Source organism: Bacillus sp. HMSC036E02 (assembly GCF_001836235.1).
Classification (GTDB): Bacteria; Bacillota; Bacilli; order Bacillales; family Bacillaceae_G; genus Bacillus_A; species Bacillus_A cereus.
Genome location: NZ_KV827816.1, coordinates 106242 through 125078, shown reverse-complemented (window position 1 = coordinate 125078; position 18837 = coordinate 106242). Strand labels below are relative to the sequence as shown.

Below are 18837 nucleotides of genomic sequence, written 5' to 3'. Positions count from 1 at the left end.
TAGGGAACACATTGTGTTCCCTTTTTTAAAATAAAGATGTAAGCAATTGGAGGTTCATTATGAGTAAACCGAAATATAATCGTGTCGTTTTAAAGCTAAGTGGAGAAGCTTTAGCTGGAGAGCAAGGATTTGGAATTAACCCAACTGTTATTAAGTCAGTTGCGGAACAAGTAAAAGAAATTGCAGAACTTGATGTAGAGGTTGCTGTTGTTGTTGGTGGCGGTAACATTTGGCGTGGGAAAATTGGAAGTGAAATGGGCATGGATCGTGCAGGGGCAGATTACATGGGCATGTTAGCGACAGTTATGAATTCATTAGCTCTTCAAGATAGCTTGGAGAATATCGGAATTCAAACTCGTGTACAAACTTCAATTGAGATGCGTCAAGTTGCAGAACCTTACATTCGTCGTAAAGCAGTTCGTCACTTAGAGAAAAAACGTGTTGTTATCTTTGCAGCAGGTACAGGTAACCCATACTTCTCTACAGATACAACAGCAGCATTACGTGCGGCAGAAATTGAAGCAGATGTAATTTTAATGGCAAAAAACAATGTAGATGGTGTATATAATGCGGATCCATCTATTGATCCAACAGCTACGAAATATGAAACGCTTACTTACTTAGACGTATTAAAAGAAGGTTTAGGTGTAATGGATTCTACAGCTTCTTCTCTATGTATGGATAATGATATTCCATTAATTGTATTCTCAGTTATGGAAAAAGGTAATATTAAACGTGCCGTTTTAGGCGAAAATATCGGAACAGTGGTAAGGGGGAAATAAATATGGGACAACAAGTATTGAAGTCTTCAAATGAAAAAATGGAAAAAGCAGTTGCTGCTTATTCTCGTGAATTAGCAACAGTTCGTGCTGGCCGTGCAAACGCGTCTGTATTAGATAAGGTACAAGTTGATTACTATGGTGCACCAACACCAGTTGTGCAATTAGCGAACATTACAGTTCCAGAAGCGCGTTTACTAGTAATTCAACCTTATGATAAAACTTCTATCGGTGATATTGAAAAAGCAATTTTAAAAGCAGATTTAGGCTTAAATCCTTCTAATGATGGAACTGTAATTCGTATTGCATTCCCTGCATTAACAGAAGAACGTCGTCGTGATCTTGTAAAAGTTGTGAAAAAATATGCTGAAGAAGCTAAAGTTGCTGTTCGTAACGTACGTCGTGACGGAAATGATGATCTTAAGAAGCTTGAAAAAGCTGGCGAGATTACAGAAGATGATTTAAGAGGATATACTGAAGATATCCAAAAAGAAACAGATAAATATATTGCAAAAGTTGACGAAATCGCAAAAAACAAAGAAAAAGAAATCATGGAAGTGTAATAGCGATAACTTCGCAATTATGACCCTCTTCTTAAGGGGGTCTTTTTACACTTTTAGGCATACGTCTGCTTGCTGGAGGGTATGAATGATGTTTAAAAACTTTCCTTTTTTTAAAGGTAAAAAGGACACATCGTTTGATCATCTCGTTGAAGAAGTGAAAAAAGGATATATCCCAGAACATATTGCCATCATTATGGATGGGAATGGAAGATGGGCAAAGAGGAGAGCAATGCCTCGTATTGCGGGACATCATGAAGGTATGCAAGTTGTAAAGAAAATTACAAAATTTGCAAGTAAACTTAATGTGAAAGTGTTAACTCTTTATGCTTTTTCAACTGAGAACTGGAAAAGACCGAAAAAGGAAGTTGATTATTTAATGAAGCTTCCAGAAGAATTTCTAGGTACATTTTTACCAGAATTGATTGAAGAAAACGTACAAGTCCGAGTAATAGGGCAAAAAGATCGTCTTCCTACGCATACACGCAGAGCGATGGAGAAAGCCATGGAAGATACGAAAGAGAATACGGGATTAATTCTTAATTTCGCGTTAAACTATGGAAGTCGAGATGAAATCGTTTCTGCTGTGCAACATATGATGAAAGATAATGAGGAAGGAAAAATTCGTTCTGAAGAGGTAAGTGAAGAAATGCTTTCCTCCTACTTAATGACGAGTTCTTTACCTGATCCAGAGTTGTTAATCCGAACAAGCGGAGAGCTACGTATTAGTAATTTCATGTTATGGCAAATTGCATATTCGGAGTTTTGGTTTACAGACGTGTATTGGCCAGACTTCAAAGAAGAACATTTGCTAAATGCGATTACTGACTTTCAACATAGAGGGCGCAGATTCGGAGGCGTGTAGAAAGAGAGGGTTTGGTAGTGAAACAGAGAATTATTACTGGAGTGGTTGCTGCCGCGCTATTCATTCCCATCGTAATATACGGTGGCGTGCCTTTTACGGTTTTAGTGTATGCACTTGCTTCTATAGGTTTATATGAATTAATTCGTATGAATAAGCTTACGCTTATTTCCGTACCAACAGTTTTAGCTGCAGTATTATTGTGGATTCTTTTAATTCCAAGTAGTGCATCAGAACTGTTTACATGGATTGGATTAGGTAAATTGGAAATCACATTTGTGATTGTTTTATTACTTTTATCATATACAGTCCTTTCTAAGAATACATTTACTTTTGATAATGCTTCATTTTTACTGATGGCAACGACATATGTGGCAATGGGATTCTTATATTTAAATGAAACGAGAATATTAGGAATTAAATATGTATTTTGCGCATTATTTGTTATATGGGCTACTGATTCAGGCGCATATTTCGTAGGAAAAGCATTGGGCAAGAGAAAATTGTGGCCTGAAATCAGTCCAAATAAAACGATTGAAGGTTCATTAGGGGGCATCGTTTGTGGAATTATTGTGGCACTTGTTTACAACGTGTTCTTCCCAGTCGAATCGAATATAGTAATTTTAATTGTGCTGACAATTATCATTTCTATTTTTGGACAAATTGGTGATTTAGTACAATCTGCTTTTAAACGTCATTATGGCGTAAAGGATTCAGGTACAATTTTACCTGGGCATGGTGGTATATTAGACCGAACAGATAGTTGGTTATTCGTTTTACCAATTCTCTACTTCTTATTACAATACAATTAATAAATGAACGAGGGGTTGGAGTCATGAAAAACATTAGTTTATTAGGTGCAAGCGGATCAATTGGTACACAAACTTTAGATGTATTACGCTCGCACCCAGACCAATTCCGTCTCGTTGCTTTTTCTGTAGGGAAAAATATTGACTACGCAGTAAAGGTAATTCAAGAATTTTCTCCGCAAATCGTCTCTGTGCAAAGAGAGGAAGATGTTTTAAAATTACAATCTGTTTCTGGTAATACAAAAATTGTATATGGTAGTGAAGGACTTTTAGAAGTAGCATTACATCCAGATGCGGAGATTGTAGTAAATGCTGTTGTAGGTAGCGTAGGGTTGTTACCAACACTTCGTGCAATTGAGGCGAAAAAAACAATTGGAATTGCAAATAAAGAAACGTTAGTAACTGCAGGACATCTTGTAATGGAAGCAGCACGAAAACATAATGTTTCGTTACTTCCAGTTGATAGTGAACATTCGGCTATTTTTCAATGCTTGAATGGTGAAAATGAAAAAAGAATTTCTCGTCTTATTATAACGGCTTCTGGTGGAAGTTTCCGCGATAAAACGAGGGATGAATTGCATCGTGTGACCGTAGAAGATGCGCTTCGACATCCAAACTGGTCAATGGGTTCGAAAATTACAATTGATTCTGCTACAATGATGAATAAGGGACTAGAAGTAATTGAAGCACATTGGCTTTTTGGTATCCCTTATGAGCAAATCGATGTTGTTTTACATAAAGAAAGTATTATCCATTCTATGGTTGAATTTGAAGATCGTAGTGTAATGGCGCAGCTTGGTTCACCTGATATGCGAGTACCAATTCAATACGCACTTACATATCCTGATAGATTGCCTCTTTCAGACACAAAACAGTTAAACTTATGGGAAATAGGGACGTTGCATTTTGAGAAAATGGACCAAGAACGATTCCGTTGTTTACGTTTTGCGTATGAAGCTGGAAAAGCAGGTGGAAGTATGCCAGCTGTAATGAACGCAGCGAATGAAGTAGCTGTTGAAGCCTTTTTACAAAAGAGAATTGATTTCTTAACAGTGGAAGACTTCATTGAAAAAGCAATGAACCATCACAATGTCATTGCACGACCGAGCTTAGAGGAAATTTTGGAAATTGATGCGGCCACAAGACGGTTTGTGATGGAACAAATTTAGCAAAGGTGGTTATGGAATTGAATACAGCGATTGCCTTTATATTAATTTTCGGTGCACTCGTATTTTTCCATGAGCTAGGGCATCTATATTTCGCAAAAAGAGCAGGTATTTTATGCCGCGAGTTTGCGATTGGTTTTGGTCCGAAAATATTCTCATTTGAAAAGAATGAAACGGTGTATACGATTCGATTACTGCCCCTTGGTGGCTATGTAAGAATGGCTGGCGAGGATGCGGACACAGTTGAGTTAAAGCCTGGGAAAAAGGTTGGCCTTGTATTAAATGAAAAAGACGAAGTTGTGAAATTAGTTTTTGATGGATATGAAAAGTATCCAAATGTTCGTGTTATTGAAGTCGAACAAGCTGATTTGGAGCATAATTTAACAATTTCGGGCTATGAAGAGTACGAGGAAGAGCTTCAAACATTCCGAGTGAATGAAAAGGCTCGTATTATTACTGCGGGGGAAGAAATTCAAATTGCCCCGTATAATAGACAATTTGGCTCGAAAAAACTAGGGCAACGCGCTTTAACAATCTTTGCGGGTCCTGCAATGAACTTCATTTTAGCATTTGTTATTTTTGTGATTCTTGGATTTGTACAAGGGGTCCCTATTGACAAACCAATGGTCGGAAAAGTGATGGATAACAGTGCAGCACAGCAAGCTGGATTGAAAGAGAATGATACAATTCAAGCTATTGATGGGAAAAACACAAGTACATGGAAAGATGTTGTTACTATTGTACGTGAAAACCCAAATAAAGAAATTACGTTACAAGTAAAGCGTGATAATGAACAGTTTAATGTGAAAGTAACGCCAACACTCGATAAAGAAGGAAAAGACGAAGTTGGTAGAATCGGTGTTTATTCTCCTGTAGAGAAAACAGTAATGGGTTCTATTAAATCAGGATTTGAACAAACGTACCAATGGACGAAACTAATTTTTGAATCTCTTGTTAAATTAGTAACTGGTCAATTTTCTATTAATGAGTTATCAGGTCCAGTAGGAATTTATAATCTAACAGATCAAGTTGTAGATTATGGGTTTACGCGTGTACTAAGTTTAGCTGCAGTTCTAAGCATTAATCTTGGTTTATTTAATTTATTACCAGTTCCTGCTTTAGATGGTGGCCGTTTATTCTTCTTCTTAATTGAAGCGTTACGAGGGAAACCAATTGATCGCCAAAAAGAAGGAATGGTTCACTTTATTGGTTTTGCATTATTAATGTTACTTATGTTAGTTGTAACTTGGAATGACATTCGTAAGTTTTTCTTGTAAAATAAAGTGAAACTTATAATGAAATAGAGCTCGTAGAATAAAATCCCTCACCTAACTCGAGGTGAGGGGTTTTACTGCGTGTAAGAGTAAATTGAAGAGGTGCAAATAAATGAAACAAAGTATGGTATTCAGTCCTACATTACGTGAAGTTCCAGCTGATGCTGAAATTAAGAGTCATCAGCTATTACTTCGTGCAGGTTTTATGCGTCAAAATGCTTCTGGTATTTATAGCTTTCTACCATTTGGATTAAAAGTATTACACAAAGTAGAACGTATCGTTCGAGAAGAAATGGAGCGCGCAGGAGCTGTAGAATTATTAATGCCAGCTATGCAAGCTGCAGAATTATGGCAAGAATCAGGTCGTTGGTATTCTTACGGATCTGAATTAATGCGTATGAAAGATCGTAACGCTCGTGAATTCGCATTAGGAGCGACACATGAGGAAGTAATTACGGATCTTGTGCGTGATGAAGTGAAATCATATAAAAAATTACCGTTAACATTATACCAAATTCAAACAAAATTCCGTGATGAGCAAAGACCTCGTTTCGGCTTATTACGTGGAAGAGAGTTTCTAATGAAAGATGCATACTCTTTCCATGCTACACAAGAGAGCTTAGATGAAGTATACGATCGCTTATATAAAGCATACTCTAACATTTTTGCTCGCTGTGGCTTGAATTTCCGTGCAGTTATTGCTGATTCTGGAGCAATGGGCGGAAAAGATACACATGAATTTATGGTATTATCTGATGTTGGTGAAGATACAATTGCATACTCTGACACATCTGATTATGCAGCAAATATCGAAATGGCTCCTGTTGTAGCTACGTATACGAAGAGTGACGTAGCAGAAAAAGCACTTGAAAAAGTAGCAACACCAGACCAAAAAGCAATTGAAGAAGTATCTGCATTCTTAAACATTGCAGCTGACAAGTGCATTAAGTCTATGGTGTTTAAAGTAGATGAGAAATTAGTAGTTGTACTTGTTCGTGGTGATCACGAAGTAAACGATGTGAAAGTGAAAAATGTATACGGCGCTTCAGTTGTTGAGCTTGCTTCTCATGAAGAAGTAAAAGCATTATTAAATTGTGAAGTTGGTTCATTAGGACCGATTAATGTAACAGGTGATATCGAAATTATTGCTGATCATGCTGTAGCATCAATTGTTAACGGATGTTCAGGAGCGAATGAAGAAGGATTCCATTATGTAAATGTAAATCCAGAACGTGACTTTAAAGTAAGTCAATATACAGATTTACGCTTCATTCAAGAAGGAGACCAATCTCCAGATGGAAACGGAACAATTCTTTTCGCACGCGGAATTGAAGTTGGTCATGTATTCAAATTAGGAACTCGTTATAGTGAAGCAATGAACGCAACATTCCTAGATGAAAACGGAAAAACACAACCACTTATTATGGGTTGTTACGGTATCGGTGTATCTCGTACAGTAGCAGCAATTGCAGAGCAATTTAACGATGAGAATGGCTTAGTTTGGCCAAAAGCGGTAGCACCGTTCCATGTGCATGTAATTCCAGTAAATATGAAATCTGATGCACAACGTGAAATGGGTGAAAATATCTACAACTCATTACAAGAACAAGGCTATGAAGTGTTATTAGACGATCGTGCAGAACGTGCAGGTGTTAAATTTGCAGATGCAGATTTATTCGGTCTTCCAGTTCGTGTTACAGTTGGTAAAAAAGCAGACGAAGGTATTGTAGAAGTGAAAGTACGTGCTACAGGTGAGTCTGAAGAAGTAAAAGTAGAAGAACTTCAAACATATATTGCAAATATTTTAAAATAAGAAGAGGTACCTCGTAATGGGGTACCTTCTCTTTCTTTGTAAACGTATTTTGTAAAAGAAGAGGTGAGAAATCTTTCTTTGTGGTACGTTTCAATTTATAATAGCAAATGGAAGGAGAGTGCTTATGTCTTTAACAAATGAACAACAAGAGCGATTTCAAATTTTGCTCCAGCAGTTGCAAATACCAGACGACCTTATAAATCAATATTTACAAGGCGGTGGTATTGAAAGGCTCGTTATTGATAAAGCGAATAAAAGTTGGCATTTTGATTTACAAGTGCCACGTATTTTGCCTACAGAATTATATGAATTGCTAGAAACAAAGCTTAAGCAATCATTTTCTCATATTGCAAGAACAACATTTGCATTAGAAACAGAGAATAAACAATTTACAGAAGAAGAAGTGAGGGCGTATTGGCCGCTTTGTACGGAACGAATTACATTTTCACCTATGTTCGCATACTTAAAGAAGCAGCTTCCACAGGTGAATGGAGTGAAGTTGCTAATAAATGTAAATAACGAGCTGGAGTCTACGGCTTTAAAGAAAAACGTTGCGAAACCAGTAGGGGATCAATACGAAGTTTTTGGATTCCCGCGTTTTCAGTTAGACACACATATACAGCAAAATACAGAAGAAATGCAAAAGTTTCGTGAACAAACGCAGCAAGAAGACCGTGAGCGTGTTATACAAGCTATGGAAGAAATGGCGAAGAAGCAAGCTGAAGAAAGCAGCGTTGTGTATGAAGGACCGATTACACTCGGGTATCTTATTAAGCCAGATGAAGAGATTACACCGATGCGAGAAATTCAAGATGAAGAAAGAAGAAAAACGGTTCAAGGATATGTCTTCCATGTAGAAACAAAAGAGCTTCGTAGTGGGCGTACGTTATTAACTTTAAAAATAACGGATTATACGGATTCTATTATGATCAAAATGTTCTCGCGTGACAAAGAAGATATTCCAATGCTGCAATCCTTGAAAAAAGGAATGTGGGTGAAAGCGCGTGGTTCTGTTCAAAACGATACATTCGTTCGAGATTTAGTAATGATTGCAAATGATATTAATGAAATAACAGGACCGTCTCGTAAAGATAAAGCACCAGAAGGCGAAAAACGAGTAGAGCTGCATCTTCATACTCCGATGAGTCAAATGGACGCTGTCACTCCAGTTTCTAAGCTTGTTGCTCAAGCTGGTAAATGGGGACATGAGGCTATTGCGGTTACAGATCATGCCGTGGCTCAGTCCTTCCCAGAGGCGTATTCTGCAGGGAAGAAGGCTGGTGTTAAAGTTATATATGGTGTAGAAGCAAATCTAGTTAATGATGGTGTACCGATAGCGTATAACGAAGCGCATCGTTTACTTGCAGAGGAAACGTATGTTGTTTTCGACGTTGAGACGACAGGTTTATCAGCTGTATACGATACAGTCATTGAGTTGGCTGCCGTAAAAGTAAAGGGTGGCGAAATTATTGATCGCTTTGAATCTTTCGCAAATCCACATCAACCATTATCAGCGACGATTATTGAATTGACAGGTATTACGGATGATATGTTAACTGATGCACCTGAAGTGGACGAAGTGTTTAAAAAGTTTGAGGAATGGATGGGCGACCATACACTTGTTGCCCATAACGCGAGCTTTGATATGGGCTTTATTAACGTAGGTTTTAAAAAGGCTGGACTAGAAAAAACGAATAATCCAGTTATTGATACGTTAGAACTTGCACGATTTTTATTCCCAGAAATGAAAAATCATCGATTAAATACGATGTGTAAAAAACTTGATATTGAATTAACACAACATCACCGTGCGATTTATGATACAGAAGCGACGGGATATTTACTTGTGAAAATGTTGAAAGACGTAATTGAAAAGGGATTTGAATATCACGATCAATTAAATGATAGCATGGGACAAGGGGATGCGTATAAGCGTGGCCGTCCAAGTCATATGACGTTACTTGCCACATCGGATGTTGGATTGAAAAATTTATATAAACTTGTTTCATATTCTCACCTTAATTACTTTTACCGTGTACCACGTGTGCCGAGGTCACTATTAAAAAAATATCGTGAAGGAATTTTAGTAGGAACGGCTTGTGATAAAGGTGAAGTGTTCGAGGCAATGATGCAAAAGGCACCTGAAGAGGTAGAAGAAATTGCCCAGTTCTATGATTACATTGAAGTAATGCCTCCAGAGGTGTTGCGTCATTTAGTAGAACGTGAGCTTGTTCGAGACGAAGGTCAATTAAAAACAATTATTTCTAACTTAGTAAAACTAGGTGAGACGTTAGATAAACCAGTTGTTGCTACAGGAAACGTGCATTATTTAGACCCTGAGGATGCGATGTATCGTAAAATTTTAGTCAGTTCGCAGGGCGGAGCCAATCCGTTAAATCGACATTCATTACCGCCAGTACATTTCCGTACAACTGATGAGATGTTAGAATGTTTTTCATTCTTAGGTGAAGACAAAGCGAAAGAAGTTGTTGTAACAAATACACAAAAGATTGCGTCATTAATTGGTGATGTGCATCCAGTAAAAGACGATCTATACACACCGAAAATTGAAGGTGCTGATGATGAAACGCGTGATATGAGTTATAAAATGGCGCGTAGCATTTATGGTGAAGAGCTACCGGAAATTGTAGAAGCACGTTTAGAAAAAGAATTAAAAAGTATTATTGGGCATGGATTCGCCGTAATTTATTTAATTTCACATAAGCTTGTGAAAAAATCGTTAGTAGACGGATATCTAGTAGGTTCGCGTGGATCGGTAGGGTCATCATTTGTTGCAACGATGATGGAAATTACAGAAGTAAACCCATTACCACCACACTATGTATGTCCGAAGTGTAAGCAATCAGAATTCTTTAATGATGGTTCTGTAGGTTCTGGTTTTGACTTACCAGATAAAGAATGTCCTGCTTGTAATATTCCATATGTAAAAGATGGACATGACATTCCTTTCGAAACGTTCCTTGGATTTAAAGGAGATAAGGTGCCCGATATCGATTTGAACTTCTCCGGGGAATACCAACCACGTGCCCATAACTATACGAAAGTACTGTTCGGTGAAGACTATGTATATCGTGCAGGAACGATTGGTACAGTTGCGGAAAAAACTGCTTACGGATATGTAAAAGGTTATGCAAATGATCATAACTTAACGATTCGAAATGCAGAGATTGATCGCTTAGTAGCAGGGTGTACCGGTGTAAAACGTACAACAGGACAGCATCCAGGCGGTATTATCGTTGTGCCAGATTACATGGATATCTTTGATTTCTCACCAATACAGTACCCAGCTGATTCAATTGGTGCTGAATGGAGAACAACGCATTTTGATTTCCACTCAATTCATGATAATTTATTAAAACTTGATATACTAGGACACGATGATCCGACCGTTATTCGTATGTTACAAGATTTAAGTGGTATTGATCCGAAAACAATCCCAACGGATGATCCAGAAGTAATGAAAATTTTCTCTGGTCCAGAATCGTTAGGGGTAACGGAAGAGCAAATTAACTGTAAAACAGGTACACTTGGTATACCAGAGTTTGGTACAAAATTCGTAAGACAGATGTTAGAAGAGACGAAACCGACGACATTCTCAGAGTTAGTCCAAATTTCTGGACTATCACATGGTACTGACGTATGGCTTGGTAATGCAAACGAGTTAATTTATAACGGTACATGTACGCTGAGCGAAGTTATCGGTTGTCGTGATGACATCATGGTATATTTAATCTATCAAGGTCTAGATCCATCATTAGCCTTCAAAATCATGGAGTCGGTTCGTAAAGGTAAAGGTGTACCGGAAGAATGGGAAGAAGACATGAAAAATAATAATGTACCAGGTTGGTATATTGATTCATGTAAGAAGATTAAATACATGTTCCCTAAAGCCCATGCGGCTGCTTACGTACTTATGGCTGTACGTATCGCATACTTTAAAGTACATTTTGCACTGTTATTCTATGCCGCATATTTTACAGTTCGTGCAGATGATTTTGATGTAGAGGCAATGGCGAAAGGTTCAGCATCTATACGTGCAAGAATTGATGAAATTGCTCAAAAGGGACTAGATGCTGCGCCGAAAGAGAAAAGTTTATTAACAGTACTAGAAATGACACTTGAAATGTGTGAGCGTGGATACTCATTCCAAAAGGTGGATTTATACCGCTCACATGCAACAGAATTTATTATTGATGGAGACACATTAATTCCTCCATTTAATGCGGTACCTGGTCTTGGTACAAACGCAGCTTTAAGTATTGTGGAAGCACGTAAAAATGGAGACTTCTTATCAAAAGAGGACTTGCAGCAGCGTAGTAAGGTTTCGAAAACAATTATTGAGTATTTAGATAGTCAAGGTTGTTTAGGAGATTTACCGGATCAAAACCAGTTATCACTGTTCTAGTAGGTAGGAAAAGTCTTTGCAAATCAACATTTCCTATGATATACTATTAACCGAGATAACCATGTCATGTATATTGTGTAAAGAAAAGAGTGGGGAAACCCACTCTTTCGTGTTACTATCTATGTTTTCTCTACGTAGATAGGTAAAAGATTTCTGTCGTATATACATATTTTGTTACAAGTTTTACTTCTTAAATTTGGTAATACTAAGACAGATAATCCCTGCTGAACAGCAGGGGCTTTTGTTAGCTAACGAGAAAGAATAAGATAGACCGTTTTTAAAGTGGCGGGGTCTTCTTCTTTTAAATGGTACATGACGGCAGGAAGGAGGCTGTTTATGGATAAGAAAGTCACAGAAGTTGTAGAAGCATTTGCGCAGCCGATCGTTGAAGAGTTAAATCTTGAACTTGTAGATGTAGAGTATGTGAAAGAAGGACAAGACTGGTTCTTACGCGTATTCATCGATTCTGAAAAGGGAGTCGACATTGAAGAATGCGGTGCGGTAAGTGAACGTTTAAGCGAAGCTTTAGATAAAGAGGATCCAATTCCTCATCTTTACTTTTTGGATGTATCATCTCCTGGAGCGGAACGCCCATTAAAGAAAGAAAAAGACTTCCAGCAAGCGGTAGGAAAACAAGTGGCAATTAAAACATATGAGCCGATTGATGGTGAAAAGATGTTTGAAGGAAAACTGCTTTCTTACGATGGTACAACAATAACATTATTATTAACAATTAAAACACGTAAAAAAGAAATCCAAATTTCGATGGATAAAGTCGCAAATGCGCGACTTGCTGTTACGTTTTAGTTAGAAGGGGGATCTTCATGAGCACTGAGTTATTAGATGCTTTGCTCGTATTAGAATCTGAAAAAGGCATTAGCAAAGACATTATTATTGATGCGATTGAAGCAGCTTTAATCTCTGCTTATAAGCGCAATTTTAATCAAGCACAAAACGTTCGTGTGAGCTTTAACCCAGAAGTGGGAACAATTCAAGTTTTAGCACGTAAAGACGTAGTAGACAATGTGTTTGATCCACGTCTTGAAATTTCTGTAGAGGAAGCAAGACAAATTAATCCAAACTACCAAGATGGTGACGTACTAGAAATTGAAGTAACACCAAAAGACTTTGGTCGTATTGCAGCACAAACTGCAAAACAAGTTGTCACACAACGAGTGCGTGAAGCAGAGCGCGGTGTTATTTACTCTGAGTTTAGTGACCGTGAAGAAGATATTATGGTAGGTATTGTACAACGTCAAGATGCTCGTTTCATCTATGTAAGCTTAGGAAAAGTAGAAGCTTTATTACCTGTAAGTGAGCAAATGCCTAATGAGCAATACAAACCACATGATCGTATTCGCGTATTCATTACGAAAGTAGAAAAAACGACAAAAGGACCACAAATTTACGTATCACGTACACATCCTGGTCTTTTAAAACGTTTATTCGAAATGGAAGTTCCTGAAATCTATGATGGAACTGTAGAAATTCGTTCTGTAGCACGTGAAGCTGGCGATCGCTCTAAGATCTCTGTATATGCAGAGAACACTGATGTTGATCCAGTTGGTTCTTGTGTAGGACCAAAAGGGCAACGTGTACAACGCATTGTAGACGAATTAAAAGGTGAAAAAATTGACATCGTCCGCTGGTCAAATGATCCAGTTGAATATGTTGCAAATGCATTAAGCCCATCACAAGTTGTTAAAGTACTTGTAGATGAAGAAGAAAAAGCGACAACAGTAGTTGTTCCAGACCACCAGTTATCATTAGCTATCGGTAAGCGTGGACAAAATGCACGTCTTGCAGCTAAATTAACAGGCTGGAAAATTGATATTAAGAGTGAGTCTGATGCGAAACAACTTGGTATTGTAACAGAAGAAGATAGCGTAATCGCATTTGGATTCGATTCAGTGGAAGACGAAATCGAATAGAGGTGATGAGTATGAGCAATCGAAAAGTTCCGTTACGAAAATGTGTTGCAACGCAAGAAATGAAATCAAAACGAGAGCTCGTTCGCATTGTTCGTTCCAAAGAGGGAGAAGTGTCCATTGATTTAACTGGGAAAAAATCAGGACGAGGTGCTTACTTGTCGAAGGACAAGGAGAGCATTCTTCAAGCTCAAAAGAAAAATGTTTTGGAACATCATCTAAAAGCGAAAATCGACGGTTCTTTATATGAAGAGCTTCTTGAGCTTGTTGAGAAGGAGTCGAAATAAGTGTCCGATTGGAAATCGTTTTTAGGACTAGCAAACCGGGCTCGGAAAATTATTTCGGGTGAAGAACTCGTTTTAAAAGAAGTACGAAGTGGCAAAGCAAAACTTGTATTGCTATCTGAAGATGCGTCAGTAAATACTACAAAACGCATCACAGATAAAACTACGTACTACAACGTACCAATGAGAAAGGTCGAAAATCGACAACAATTAGGGCATGCGATTGGGAGAGATGAGCGAGTCGTTGTAGCTGTGTTAGATGTAGGCTTTGCGAAAAAGCTGCGTAGCATGCTCGATACAAATTACCGGGGGTGAAGGTATGAGTAAAATTCGAGTGCATGAATATGCAAAAAAACATAATATCTCAAGTAAAGATCTTATGACAAAACTAAAAGAAATGAATATCGAGGTTTCGAATCATATGACAATGTTAGACGATGAAGTAGTAAATAAATTAGATAATGAATATCAAACTGAAAAACCTTCTGTTGCAGATGAGTTTGAAGTAGAAGAAAAAGTTGTTCGCAGTAAAAAGAACAGCAATAAGAAAAAGAAAAAAGGCAAAGGAAACGAAGACAAACGTCAAGAGAACTTTGCTGGTAGACAACAAACTCAAATTGTAGAAACACCAGATAAAATTACTTTCTCTGGAAGCCTTACAGTAGGAGATCTTGCTAAAAAATTAAGCAAAGAGCCATCTGAAATTATTAAGAAGCTCTTCATGCTTGGAATTATGGCAACAATTAACCAAGACTTGGATAAAGATACAATTGAGTTAATTGCTAACGACTACGGTATTGAAGTAGAAGAAGAAGTAATTGTAAGCGAGACTGAGTTTGAAACATTCATTGATGAGCAAGATGATGAAGAGAACTTAAAAGAACGTCCAGCTGTAGTTACAATCATGGGACACGTTGACCATGGTAAAACAACATTACTGGATTCTATTCGTAACTCAAAAGTAACTGCAGGCGAAGCGGGTGGAATTACTCAGCATATCGGTGCATATCAAGTTGAAGTAAACGATAAGAAGATTACATTCTTAGATACACCTGGTCACGCAGCATTTACAACGATGCGTGCTCGTGGGGCACAAGTAACGGATATTACAATCCTTGTTGTTGCAGCGGATGACGGTGTTATGCCACAAACGGTTGAAGCAATTAACCATGCGAAGGCAGCAGGAGTACCAATTATTGTTGCTGTGAATAAAATGGATAAACCAGCTGCAAACCCTGATCGCGTAATGCAAGAACTAACTGAATATGAATTAGTTCCAGAAGCTTGGGGCGGAGATACTATTTTCGTACCAATTTCTGCAATTCAAGGCGAAGGCATTGACAACTTACTAGAAATGATCCTTCTTGTAAGTGAAGTAGAAGAATATAAAGCAAATCCAAACCGCTATGCAACTGGTACAGTAATCGAAGCACAGCTTGATAAAGGTAAAGGAACTATCGCGACATTACTTGTTCAAAATGGTACGCTTCGAGTTGGAGATCCAATCGTTGTTGGAACTTCATTCGGACGTGTTCGTGCAATGGTAAGTGATATTGGTCGTCGTGTAAAAGTTGCTGGTCCATCAACTCCTGTTGAAATTACTGGTTTAAACGAAGTACCACAGGCTGGAGATCGTTTCATGGCATTTGCTGATGAGAAGAAAGCTCGTCAAATTGGTGAATCACGTGCACAAGAAGCGTTAGTTGCACAACGTGGTGAGAAATCTAAATTAAGCCTTGAAGATTTATTCCAACAAATCCAAGAGGGCGATGTAAAAGAAATTAACTTAATCGTAAAAGCAGACGTACAAGGTTCTGTTGAAGCGATGGCAGCATCACTTCGTAAAATTGATGTTGAAGGCGTAAAAGTTAAAATCATTCACACTGGTGTAGGTGCGATTACAGAATCTGATATCATTTTAGCTTCTGCATCTAATGCAATTGTAATTGGATTTAACGTACGTCCAGATGTGAACGCGAAGCGTACAGCTGAATTAGAGAACGTTGATATTCGTTTACACCGTATTATTTATAAAGTAATCGAAGAGATTGAAGCAGCTATGCAAGGTATGCTTGATCCAGAATTCGAAGAAAAAGTAATCGGTCAAGCAGAAGTTCGTCAAACGTTTAAAGTAACAAAAGTTGGAACAATCGCAGGTTGTTACGTAACAGACGGTAAAATTACGCGTGATAGTGGCGTACGTATTATCCGTGACGGCGTAGTAATTTTCGAAGGACAACTTGATACGTTAAAACGTTTCAAAGACGACGTAAAAGAAGTTGCACAAAACTATGAGTGTGGTATTACAATTGAGAGATATAATGATCTTAAAGAAGGGGACATCATTGAAGCGTACATTATGGAAGAAGTGAAGCGATGATTATCGCTTCACTCTCATTCGAGTGTATGATTTACGATGTGCATTCTTTAAAAGAGAAACGTGCAATTTTACAACGTGTGTTAACTCGTGTAAAACAGCGCTATAATGTAGCTGTTTCTGAAGTTGGGCACCAAGATGTATGGCAACGTACAGAAATTGCAATTGTTTCCGTATCCTCAAATCGTGTTATCTGTGAGAAAGAAATGAATCGTGTACTTGAGTACATCGATTCATTTCCTGAAATTGAACGTACAATAACACATTTGGAATGGTATTGAATGAGGTGAAGAGTTATGAAATTACGTGCGAACCGTGTGGGCGAGCAAATGAAAAAAGAATTAGGCGACATTATCAGTCGTAAAATTAAAGACCCACGTATTGGATTTGTTACAGTAACTGATGTACAAGTGAGTGGTGATTTACAAATTGCTAAAGTATATATTTCTGTTTTAGGTGATGAAGAACAGAAAGAAAATACTTTAAAAGGTTTAGCGAAGGCAAAAGGCTTTATTCGTTCAGAAATTGGCCAACGTATTCGTCTTCGTAAAACACCAGAAATTACCTTTGAGTTTGATGAGTCTATCGGATATGGTCATCGAATTGATACACTTTTACATGAAATTAATAAAGACGGTAAACGTGAAGAATAATGGATAGACATTTGTCTATCCATTTTTTCAATGCAAAATAAGTTTTGGATATTTACTACGAGAGAATTATGATGAGGTGAACATATATGGAAGGTGTAGTATTATTACATAAGCCAAAAGGCATGACATCACATGATTGTGTATTTAAATTAAGAAAGATATTGCGAGAAAAGAGAATTGGTCATACGGGAACATTAGACCCTGATGTAACAGGAGTATTACCAATTTGCGTTGGAAGAGCAACGAAAATTGCACAATTTTTAACAAGTGAAACGAAAACATATGAAGGTGAAGTAACATTAGGGTTTTCAACGACAACTGAAGATGCTTCTGGTGAGGTTGTTGAAACGAAAAATGTAGATCGTACTATTACTCGTAAGGAAGTAGAGAAAGTCCTTGCGGAATTAACAGGCACGATTGAACAAATGCCACCAATGTTCTCGGCTGTAAAAGTAAACGGGAAAAAATTATACGAATATGCAAGAGCAGGGCAAGAGGTGGAACGTCCAGTTCGTACAATTACAATTCATGAATTCATATTACTTGATGATCGTGAAGTTTTTGAAGGAGAAAATATTTCATTCCGTTTCCGTGTAACGTGTAGTAAAGGAACATATGTAAGAACGTTAGCTGTAATGATCGGGGAAAAACTTGGTTTCCCATCACATATGTCGCACCTTATAAGAACGGCATCTGGTGAATTTTTATTAGAAGATTGCATATCATTTGAAGAAATTGAAGAAAACGTGCAAAATGGAACAGTAGAGTCTATCTTCATTTCAATTGATGAAGCATTAAGTAAGTTTCCAAAAATGGTTGTAGATGAAAAGCAAGCAGAGAAAATAAAGAATGGTATGTTCTTAAAAAATGAATTAGAAATAACAGCACCATTTATTACAGTGTTTGATAAAAATGATCGTTGCTTAGCAATTTATGAACATCATCCGAAACATCCTGGTATGTTAAAGCCGATGAAAGTACTTGTGAATAATCAAGAACTAAAGCTATAATGAATTATTGGAAGGATTATTACAGAAAAAGGTGAATTCAAGCGTGAAACTTATTCATTTAACTCATCCACATGAACAAAATAAATTAGAATTACCACCTACTGTAATGGCATTAGGATTTTTTGATGGCATTCATTTAGGACATCAATGTGTAATTCGAACTGCGAAAAAAATAGCGGACGACCGAGGATATAAAAGTGCAGTTATGACATTTCATCCTCATCCATCTGTTGTTTTAGGAAAAAAGGATGCGCATGTGGAGTATATTACACCGATGCGCGATAAAGAAAAAATAGTCGAAAGCTTAGGAATCGATATATTATATGTAATTAAATTTGATGAATCATTTGCAGGGTTATTACCGCAACAATTTGTAGATGATTATATTATTGGTTTAAATGTAAAGCATGTAGTAGCAGGGTTTGATTATTCATATGGACGTTTAGGAAAAGGAAAGATGGAGACTTTACCATTTCATGCAAGAGGGGAGTTTACACAGACTGTGATTGAAAAAGTTGAATTTCAAGAAGAGAAAGTAAGTTCTACAGCATTACGAAAGTTAATTCGAAATGGCGAAATGGAGCAAATTCCATCTATTTTAGGTAGAGCCTATACTGTAGCGGGAACAGTTATACACGGCGACAAACGTGGACGTCAAATTGGTTTTCCAACAGCTAATGTAGGTTTAAGTGATGAGTATTTATTGCCACCTGTAGGTGTTTATGCAGTGAGATTAAAAGTTCACGATGAATGGTACGATGGTGTATGTAATATTGGATATAAACCAACTTTTAAAGAAGATGAGCGTCAATTATCAATTGAAGTGCATTTATTTGAATTTAACAAAGATATATACGATCAAAATGTTACAGTAGAGTGGCATATGCGTATAAGAG

At 37.5% G+C, this 18837-nt stretch carries 17 protein-coding genes; all 17 read left to right on the top strand.

Going from position 1 to position 18837, the window contains the following annotated elements; translation table 11 throughout:
* Nucleotides 1–59: 59 nt before the first annotated feature.
* A complete protein-coding gene (pyrH, locus tag HMPREF2590_RS04970; RefSeq protein WP_000042668.1) occupies nt 60–782 on the top strand; it encodes a UMP kinase in 723 nt (240 codons plus the stop codon).
* A gap of 2 nt (nt 783–784) precedes the next feature.
* A complete protein-coding gene (gene frr, locus HMPREF2590_RS04965) occupies nt 785–1342 on the top strand; it encodes a ribosome recycling factor (RefSeq protein ID WP_000531501.1) in 558 nt (185 codons plus the stop codon).
* 85 nt (nt 1343–1427) lie between these two features.
* Complete coding sequence (gene uppS / locus HMPREF2590_RS04960; protein ID WP_000971296.1) at nt 1428–2204, top strand: isoprenyl transferase; 777 nt, start codon at nt 1428–1430, stop codon at nt 2202–2204.
* 17 nt (nt 2205–2221) lie between these two features.
* Complete coding sequence (gene cdsA / locus HMPREF2590_RS04955) at nt 2222–3013, top strand: phosphatidate cytidylyltransferase (protein ID WP_000813591.1); 792 nt, start codon at nt 2222–2224, stop codon at nt 3011–3013.
* A gap of 23 nt (nt 3014–3036) precedes the next feature.
* On the top strand, nt 3037–4179 hold the full coding sequence (gene dxr, locus HMPREF2590_RS04950) for a 1-deoxy-D-xylulose-5-phosphate reductoisomerase (protein ID WP_050822097.1): 1143 nt from the start codon (nt 3037–3039) through the stop codon (nt 4177–4179).
* Between the two features lie 17 nt (nt 4180–4196).
* On the top strand, nt 4197–5453 hold the full coding sequence (rseP, locus tag HMPREF2590_RS04945; protein ID WP_001090243.1) for an RIP metalloprotease RseP: 1257 nt from the start codon (nt 4197–4199) through the stop codon (nt 5451–5453).
* A 109-nt stretch (nt 5454–5562) separates the two neighbouring features.
* The gene (locus HMPREF2590_RS04940; RefSeq protein ID WP_000814315.1) at nt 5563–7263 is read left to right on the top strand and encodes a proline--tRNA ligase; all 1701 of its coding nucleotides are present in this window, start codon (nt 5563–5565) and stop codon (nt 7261–7263) included.
* Nucleotides 7264–7387: 124 nt separating this feature from the next.
* Nucleotides 7388–11689 (top strand): PolC-type DNA polymerase III, encoded by a 4302-nt coding sequence (locus tag HMPREF2590_RS04935; RefSeq protein ID WP_000060005.1) that lies wholly within the window; start codon nt 7388–7390, stop codon nt 11687–11689.
* 336 nt (nt 11690–12025) lie between these two features.
* Nucleotides 12026–12496 (top strand): ribosome maturation factor RimP, encoded by a 471-nt coding sequence (gene rimP, locus HMPREF2590_RS04930; protein ID WP_000359096.1) that lies wholly within the window; start codon nt 12026–12028, stop codon nt 12494–12496.
* Nucleotides 12497–12513: 17 nt separating this feature from the next.
* Nucleotides 12514–13620 (top strand): transcription termination factor NusA, encoded by a 1107-nt coding sequence (gene nusA, locus HMPREF2590_RS04925; RefSeq protein ID WP_000102604.1) that lies wholly within the window; start codon nt 12514–12516, stop codon nt 13618–13620.
* Nucleotides 13621–13631: 11 nt separating this feature from the next.
* Nucleotides 13632–13904 (top strand): RNase P modulator RnpM, encoded by a 273-nt coding sequence (gene rnpM / locus HMPREF2590_RS04920; protein WP_000071127.1) that lies wholly within the window; start codon nt 13632–13634, stop codon nt 13902–13904.
* The gene (locus HMPREF2590_RS04915) at nt 13905–14216 is read left to right on the top strand and encodes a YlxQ family RNA-binding protein (RefSeq protein WP_001286524.1); all 312 of its coding nucleotides are present in this window, start codon (nt 13905–13907) and stop codon (nt 14214–14216) included.
* Between the two features lie 4 nt (nt 14217–14220).
* Complete coding sequence (gene infB / locus HMPREF2590_RS04910) at nt 14221–16281, top strand: translation initiation factor IF-2 (RefSeq protein ID WP_000036343.1); 2061 nt, start codon at nt 14221–14223, stop codon at nt 16279–16281.
* Nucleotides 16278–16559 (top strand): DUF503 domain-containing protein, encoded by a 282-nt coding sequence (locus tag HMPREF2590_RS04905; RefSeq protein ID WP_000582363.1) that lies wholly within the window; start codon nt 16278–16280, stop codon nt 16557–16559. Before infB ends, HMPREF2590_RS04905 begins: the two co-directional genes overlap by 4 nt.
* A gap of 15 nt (nt 16560–16574) precedes the next feature.
* Nucleotides 16575–16931 carry a 30S ribosome-binding factor RbfA gene (gene rbfA / locus HMPREF2590_RS04900; protein ID WP_000776437.1) on the top strand — a complete coding sequence of 119 codons (357 nt, stop codon included), beginning with the start codon at nt 16575–16577 and terminating at the stop codon, nt 16929–16931.
* Between the two features lie 86 nt (nt 16932–17017).
* On the top strand, nt 17018–17941 hold the full coding sequence (truB, locus tag HMPREF2590_RS04895; RefSeq protein WP_000399348.1) for a tRNA pseudouridine(55) synthase TruB: 924 nt from the start codon (nt 17018–17020) through the stop codon (nt 17939–17941).
* Between the two features lie 43 nt (nt 17942–17984).
* Nucleotides 17985–18837 (top strand): bifunctional riboflavin kinase/FAD synthetase (gene ribF, locus HMPREF2590_RS04890; RefSeq protein ID WP_070861370.1); only part of this gene is annotated, 853 nt, incomplete at its 3' end.

Coding starts and splice junctions, on each gene's coding strand:
- pyrH (WP_000042668.1), top strand. CDS start 60: ATGAGTAAACCGAAATATAATCGTGTCGTTTTAAAGCTAAGTGGAGAA.
- frr (WP_000531501.1), top strand. CDS start 785: ATGGGACAACAAGTATTGAAGTCTTCAAATGAAAAAATGGAAAAAGCA.
- uppS (WP_000971296.1), top strand. CDS start 1,428: ATGATGTTTAAAAACTTTCCTTTTTTTAAAGGTAAAAAGGACACATCG.
- dxr (WP_050822097.1), top strand. CDS start 3,037: ATGAAAAACATTAGTTTATTAGGTGCAAGCGGATCAATTGGTACACAA.
- HMPREF2590_RS04940 (WP_000814315.1), top strand. CDS start 5,563: ATGAAACAAAGTATGGTATTCAGTCCTACATTACGTGAAGTTCCAGCT.
- HMPREF2590_RS04935 (WP_000060005.1), top strand. CDS start 7,388: ATGTCTTTAACAAATGAACAACAAGAGCGATTTCAAATTTTGCTCCAG.
- rimP (WP_000359096.1), top strand. CDS start 12,026: ATGGATAAGAAAGTCACAGAAGTTGTAGAAGCATTTGCGCAGCCGATC.
- nusA (WP_000102604.1), top strand. CDS start 12,514: ATGAGCACTGAGTTATTAGATGCTTTGCTCGTATTAGAATCTGAAAAA.
- rnpM (WP_000071127.1), top strand. CDS start 13,632: ATGAGCAATCGAAAAGTTCCGTTACGAAAATGTGTTGCAACGCAAGAA.
- infB (WP_000036343.1), top strand. CDS start 14,221: ATGAGTAAAATTCGAGTGCATGAATATGCAAAAAAACATAATATCTCA.
- HMPREF2590_RS04905 (WP_000582363.1), top strand. CDS start 16,278: ATGATTATCGCTTCACTCTCATTCGAGTGTATGATTTACGATGTGCAT.
- rbfA (WP_000776437.1), top strand. CDS start 16,575: ATGAAATTACGTGCGAACCGTGTGGGCGAGCAAATGAAAAAAGAATTA.
- truB (WP_000399348.1), top strand. CDS start 17,018: ATGGAAGGTGTAGTATTATTACATAAGCCAAAAGGCATGACATCACAT.